This is a genomic window from Micromonospora sp. CV4, from assembly GCF_003667455.1.
Taxonomy (GTDB): Bacteria; Actinomycetota; Actinomycetes; order Mycobacteriales; family Micromonosporaceae; genus Micromonospora.
In genome coordinates this window covers 1-5,630 of the sequence record NZ_RCVI01000126.1, presented here as the reverse complement: position 1 = coordinate 5,630, position 5,630 = coordinate 1, and the positions used below count along the sequence as shown (strand labels likewise).

Annotated in this window: 8 protein-coding genes; 2 read left to right on the top strand and 6 right to left on the bottom strand. The window is 75.4% G+C overall.

The window, feature by feature from the left end:
* Positions 1-197 precede the first annotated feature (197 nt).
* The 5 genes from EAD98_RS01400 to EAD98_RS01380 form a co-directional block, all read right to left on the bottom strand.
* Positions 198-803, bottom strand: a complete 606-nt coding sequence (locus EAD98_RS01400; RefSeq protein ID WP_121652270.1) for a winged helix-turn-helix domain-containing protein — start codon at positions 801-803, stop codon at positions 198-200.
* 260 nt (positions 804-1,063) lie between these two features.
* Complete coding sequence (locus tag EAD98_RS31810; protein ID WP_121652269.1) at positions 1,064-1,630, bottom strand: winged helix-turn-helix domain-containing protein; 567 nt, start codon at positions 1,628-1,630, stop codon at positions 1,064-1,066.
* A 50-nt stretch (positions 1,631-1,680) separates the two neighbouring features.
* Positions 1,681-2,163 carry a rhodanese-like domain-containing protein gene (locus EAD98_RS01390; protein WP_199723215.1) on the bottom strand — a complete coding sequence of 161 codons (483 nt, stop codon included), beginning with the start codon at positions 2,161-2,163 and terminating at the stop codon, positions 1,681-1,683.
* Positions 2,164-2,216: 53 nt separating this feature from the next.
* Positions 2,217-2,672: a cysteine dioxygenase family protein gene (locus EAD98_RS01385; protein WP_121652267.1), complete on the bottom strand. Its 456-nt coding sequence runs from the start codon at positions 2,670-2,672 to the stop codon at positions 2,217-2,219.
* Positions 2,673-2,779: 107 nt separating this feature from the next.
* Positions 2,780-3,157: a signal peptidase I gene (locus EAD98_RS01380; protein WP_121652266.1), complete on the bottom strand. Its 378-nt coding sequence runs from the start codon at positions 3,155-3,157 to the stop codon at positions 2,780-2,782.
* 65 nt (positions 3,158-3,222) lie between these two features.
* On the opposite strand from EAD98_RS01380, the gene EAD98_RS01375 reads away from it, so the two are divergent.
* Together EAD98_RS01375 and EAD98_RS01370 are read left to right on the top strand one after the other, a co-directional pair.
* Positions 3,223-3,615, top strand: coding sequence for an ankyrin repeat domain-containing protein (locus tag EAD98_RS01375; protein WP_121652265.1), 393 nt, complete (start codon positions 3,223-3,225; stop codon positions 3,613-3,615).
* Between the two features lie 32 nt (positions 3,616-3,647).
* Positions 3,648-4,598, top strand: coding sequence for a DUF3500 domain-containing protein (locus tag EAD98_RS01370; protein ID WP_199723214.1), 951 nt, complete (start codon positions 3,648-3,650; stop codon positions 4,596-4,598).
* Between the two features lie 36 nt (positions 4,599-4,634).
* Here the strand turns inward: EAD98_RS01370 and EAD98_RS01365 are convergent, their stop codons facing one another.
* The gene (locus EAD98_RS01365) at positions 4,635-5,393 is read right to left on the bottom strand and encodes a methyltransferase domain-containing protein (RefSeq protein ID WP_233583672.1); all 759 of its coding nucleotides are present in this window, start codon (positions 5,391-5,393) and stop codon (positions 4,635-4,637) included.
* Positions 5,394-5,630: the final 237 nt, after the last annotated feature.

Here is a 5,630-nt window from a genome sequence, read left to right as displayed (position 1 = left end):
GGCCAGCGCGTCCGGTCCGGCGGCGGGGGCGCCGTCCACGGCCACGCGCAGGCGCGCGGGCCCGGCGGCGGCGGTCGCGGCGCGGGTCGCGTCGTCAGCCAGCCGGCCGGTCAGCTCGGTGACGAGCAGGTCGGGCGAGATGGGGCGGATGCGCACCGGACCATCCTGCCCCGGGTCGGGCCGGACGGCGCCGCCGGTCAGCCGGTGCGGTCGATGGTGACGCGGGCGTCGTCGGCCAGCCGGTAGCCGACGCCGTAGACGGTGGTGACCAGGGGAACGTCGACACCGACCTTGCCGCGCAGCCGGCGCACGTGCACATCGACGGTGCGGACACCGGCGTGCTCGTAGCCCCACACGGCGTTGAGCAGTTGCAGCCGGGTGAAGACCCGCCGGGGGTGCGCGACCAGGTGCAGCAAAAGGTCGAACTCCAGCCGGGTCAGGGGCAGCGGCTCGTCGTCGCGCAGCACCGAACGGGACGAGGCGAGGATGTGCAGGGCCGGGATGGTCGGGCTCAGCGGCCTGGCCGGTGACCGGTTGGCCGGCACCGCGTCGGCGCGGCGTTCGACCGGGACGGAGCTGGTGATCACGGCCTCGCCCCGTTCCAGCAGCTCGCGGGCCGCCTCGAGCAGCCGGCGCGCCGGCGGGGTCAGCGACTCCTCGCAGGCCAGCGGAATGGACAGCGTCACGGTGAGCACGGGCGCGGCGGTGTTCGCCGGGCGGCGTTGGCCGCCCGGTGGCCGACCGGGCACCGCGGGTTGGGACGTATGCCATCCGGCGCGCGACGAAGCGGGGCTGACCGACATGGTCCTCCTTGGCTGGTCCGGGTATCTCCCCACGGCCCGGGACGCCGCTTCATCGATGCTTCCCGGCGTCCGGGCGAGGGTCAAGAGGCGGCTGCGTTGCATGAATGTGACAATTGACGAACACATAGGAGCCGTCTGCTCGCTCTGCGTACGCCGCCCGATGATTACAGCAGAGCCGCCAGGATGACCCGATACGGGGGTCCCCGCCCGGTTCCCCCGGGGCCGTTTCGCCGCCCGTGACGTTGAAAGTCGAGCGATGTTCAGCGGCTGCCGTCCACGGTGATCGGCGCCTCGTCGGCCAGCCGGTAACCCACGCCGTAGACGGTGGTGACGACCGGCACCCCGGTCAGCTTGGCGCGCAGCCGTCGGACGTGCACGTCCACCGTCCGGGCCACGGCGTGCTCGTAACCCCAGACGTTGGCCAGCAGCTGGAGGCGGGTGAAGACCCGGCGCGGTCGCTCGGCCAGGAACAGCAGCAGCTCGTACTCGATGCGGGTCAGCGGGACGACCCGGTCGCCCCGGCGGACGATCCGGGAGCCGGCCAGGATGGACACCTGGTCCGTGTCGATGGCGGTGGACGGCTCCGCGCGGTCGGTGGCAGCCGGTCGCGGCTCCCGTGGAAGATCGTCCACCGCGCGCAGTCGGCCCTCCCCCGCCTCGGCCAGCTCGCCGAGCAGCTGGACCAGCCGGGCCAGCCGTGGGCTCAGCGGCCCCGGGGCGAGGTCGAGGGTGATGGTCAGGGTCGGGACGGCGCGTGGGCGGGCGGGTGCGGCCCGGTCGGGACGGCGCGCCGAGTGGGGGCGCGCGGGGATGGCGACGACGGACATGATGCCTCCTGAGTGGCGGTACGCCCGCCACGCCCGGTGCGGCGTGGCGGTCAGCGGCGCGCCGGGCCGGCGGTGACCGGCGGCGCGAGGGGGGACGCTCGGTGCAGCGGGGTCGGGCCGAGGGCGGGCAGGCCGGCGATCCGCCAGGCGGCGAATCCACCGACCACGTCGGTGGCGCGGTGCAGGCCGATGTCCCGCAGGGCGGCGGCGGCCAGCGACGAGGTGTAGCCCTCCTGGCAGAGGATCACCACGGGCACGTCGTAGTCGACCGCCTGCGGCAGGCGGGCCGGGCAGCGCGGGTCGAAGCGCCACTCCAGCACGTTGCGCTCGATCGCGAGCGAGCCCGGGACGATGCCGTGCGCGGCCCGCTGAGCGGCCGGCCGGATGTCGACCAGCAGCGCGCCGGTCCGGTACGCGAGGTGCGCCCGCTCCGGGTCGAGCCGGTCGAGTCGGGCACGCGCGGCGGCCAGGATCTCGTCGATGCCCCGGGATCCCGGCGGCGGCACGGGGGCGGGACAGCGCTCGGCGGTCATCTGCATTCTCGGTTCCTTCCGGTGCTGAGGGGTGGGTGCTGGCTGCCCGGCGGTCACCAGGACCGGCCGGCCTCGGCGACCTCGGCGACGCGCAGCCGACCGTCGAGGAGGTGGTAGCGGGTCATCCGGCGCAGCGCCGGCCGGTAGACGTGCACGCTGACCGCCGGCGTCGCGCCCCGGTTGGTCACCGCGTGCACGTGCCGGGGACCGAAGCGGCGACCGGCCCCGGTGGGCAGCAGGCGCGGGCGCAACCGACCGCCGCCGACCGTCTCCTCGGTGAGCACCCCGGCGACGACCCGGAACGCCCCGGCGGAGCCACCGTGATCGTGCAGGTCGGTGCCCTGCCCGGGCAGCCAGCTCAGCGCCCACACCTCGTGCTCGGCGTCGGCGGCCAGCCGGGCGTACCAGCGTTCGGCGGGGTCGAAGCGCAGCGCCACCGGCCAGGTGGCCGGATCGGCCCAGCGGGCTGCGAGGGCGAGCAGGTCGGGCTCCGGACGGTGGTGGCTCATGACGGTCCTCGGGTTGTTCGGCGCGTGCCCCCGTACTCTAGCCGGCAAAGCCTATAGGTTTAGTAGGCAATTCCACCTGTCGGGACGCCGGCACGACCGCGGCCGGCTCAGCGCAGGATCGGCGGCTCCACCCGGTAGCCGGGCAGCGACGGCCACCGCACGGTCAGCACCACGGAGGCGAACTCGGCGTACCAGGAGTGGTCCACCCCGCGGGCCCACACCACGTAGTCGCCCGGCGCGGCCAGGCGCACCGTCCGGTCCGGAAGCTCCACCCGGAACCGTCCCTCGACCAGCACGAGCAGCGTGGTCCGCCGTTCACCGGTCGCCCACCGCGAGCGGGCCTCCCCGGGCGGGTGCACACCCCACTTCACCTCGACGTCGGTGCTGTGCAGGACCTCCCCCGGCGGCGCGAAGTGCCCGAGCAGCCAACCCGCGTTGCCGGCGCCGTCGACACCGGCGTTGCCCACGTACACCGTCTCACCCATCGGACCCCACCCCACCGCGCGCCGGCCGAGCAACCTATCAGGGCCCCGGCGACTAACCTGGACCGGTGACCGAGGACCTCGACGCCGAGACGCTGGCGTTCGCGCACCAGATGTTCGACCTGGCCCGCGCCGGCTCCACGGAGGAGCTTGCCGCGCAGGTCGACGCCGGCCTGCCGGTGAACCTGACCAACGACAAGGGCGACACGCTGCTGATCCTGGCCGCGTACCACGCGCACCCGGCCACGGTCGCCGCCCTGCTGGATCGCGGCGCGGACCACTCCCGGAGCAACGACCGGGGCCAGACGGCGCTGGCCGCCGCGGTCTTCCGCAGCAGCACCGAGGCGGTCCGCGCGCTGCTCGCCGCGGGCGCCGACCCGGAGCACGGCAACCCGTCCGCGGCGGAGACGGCGCAGTTCTTCGACCTGCCGGAGATGACGGAGCTGCTGCGGGCCGGCTGACACCGGCCCCGCAGGGCCGGTATACAGGGTCGGTGGAAGATCCCCTGCCCGAGCAGATGCGCGCCGCCGGCACCGCGCTGCTGGCTGCGCTCGACCCTGCGGCCCGCGACCAGGCCGTGCACCCGTTCGACGACGAGGCGGCCCGGCGCTGGCTGGAGTACCGGCCCCGGCCCCGCCCCGGCGCCTGCCTCGCCGAGCTGGACATCGCCGGGCGCAAGGCCGCGCACCGGCTGCTGGCCACCGCGCTCAGCCCCTCGGCGTACGCGCAGGCGATGGCGATCGTCGCCCTGGAGGAGGTGCTGGACCGGGCCGAGGGCTGGGGGCGGGGGCGGCACAGCGGCGACTACTGGGTCGCGGTGTTCGGCGATCCCGCGCGCGACGACCCCTGGGCGTGGCGGCTGGAGGGCCACCACCTGTCGGTCAGCATGACGGTGGTGGACGACCAGGTCTCCCCCGCCCCGATCTTCTTCGGCGCCAACCCGGCCGCGGTGCGGTACGCCGGCCGGCCCGTCTCCCGCCCGCTCGGCCCGGAGGAGGACCTGGCCCGCGCGCTGCTCGACGCGCTCGGCCCGGCCGAGCGGGCCGCCGCGATCATCGCCGACGACGCCCCGACGGACATCGTCAGCGCCACCCGCGGGCGGGTCGACGGCCCGTTGGAGCCGCTCGGCGTGCCGGCGAACCGGCTCGGGCCCACCGGCCGGGCGCTGCTGGACCAGGTGGTCGCGCTCTACCTGGACCGGCTGCCACCGGAGCTGGCGATCCGGGAGGCCCGCCGGCTCGACGGCGGCCAGCTGCACTTCGCCTGGGCCGGCCCGACCCGTGCCGGGCAGCGGCACTACTACCGGGTGCAGGGCGACGACCTACTGATCGAGTACGACAACACCGCCGAGGACGGCAACCACGCGCACACCCTGCTGCGCCGCCCGGCGAGCGACTTCGGCGCGGACGTCCTGGCCGCCCACCACCGGACCCACCCGCACTGACCCGGTCCGGTCCTCGTGATCGGCGGGGCGGGGCGGTCAGGGACGGTTCGCTTCGATGAGGAAGCGCTGGGCGTGGGCCTGGAAGGGACCCTCGGTGGTGATGCGGTGGTGCAGGGCGAGCAGCTGCGGACGGTAGCGGTCCACGGTGAAGCCGGGCACGGTCCAGATCACCTTGCGCAGGAACCACACCACCGCGCCGACGTCGTGGAAGACGGCCCGCAGCGTGGCCCGGCGCAGATCGACGACGGTCAGACCGGCGGCCCGGGCGGCGGCCACCGCCTGCTCGGGGTGCCGCTGGGTCGGCGACGGCAGCGGGCCGAGCATCGCCTCGCTCACCTCCCGCATGGTGCCCGCCCCGATCTGCTGGGACAGGAACGTCCCACCGGGACGCAGCACACGGGCGGTCTCCGCCCAGTCGGTGTGGACGGGATGCCGGCTGACCACCAGGTCGAAGGAGGCGTCGCGGAACGGCAGCGGCGCGGCCGGGGCCACCGCCACGACCCGCGCACCGACCCGCCGCAGGGTACGCCGGGCGACCTCCACGTTGGGCGGCCACGCCTCGGTGGCCGTCAGCAGCCGTGGTGGCCGGGGCACCTCGGCGAGCACCTCGCCGCCGCCGGTGTCCACGTCCAGCGCCGCGTCGGCGTGCGCCATCCGGTCGGCGACCAACCGGGCGTACCGCCAGGGTGGGCGTTCCTCGGTGGCCCGACCGGCCAGCCAGTCGAAACCCCAGCCGTCGACCGGCGCGGCGGCCGCCTCCGCGATCAGATCCTCGACGTCGCGCGCAGTTTCCACGGCGACCAGCCTCGCCGGACGCCCGTACCGCCGGCAACGCATTTGCCGCCGCACGCGGCACGCGCGGCTGGCCCGTCGCATGGTGATCCACTCGGTATCGCCGACATCGGGGCATCCGTCGGCCGGGACACCGCGACATCGCCGATACCGAGTTGATCAACCAGCAGGGGCGGGCGGCCCGGATCGCCCCAGCGGGCGGGCGGCCCGGATCGCCCCGGCGGGCGGGCGGCCCGGATC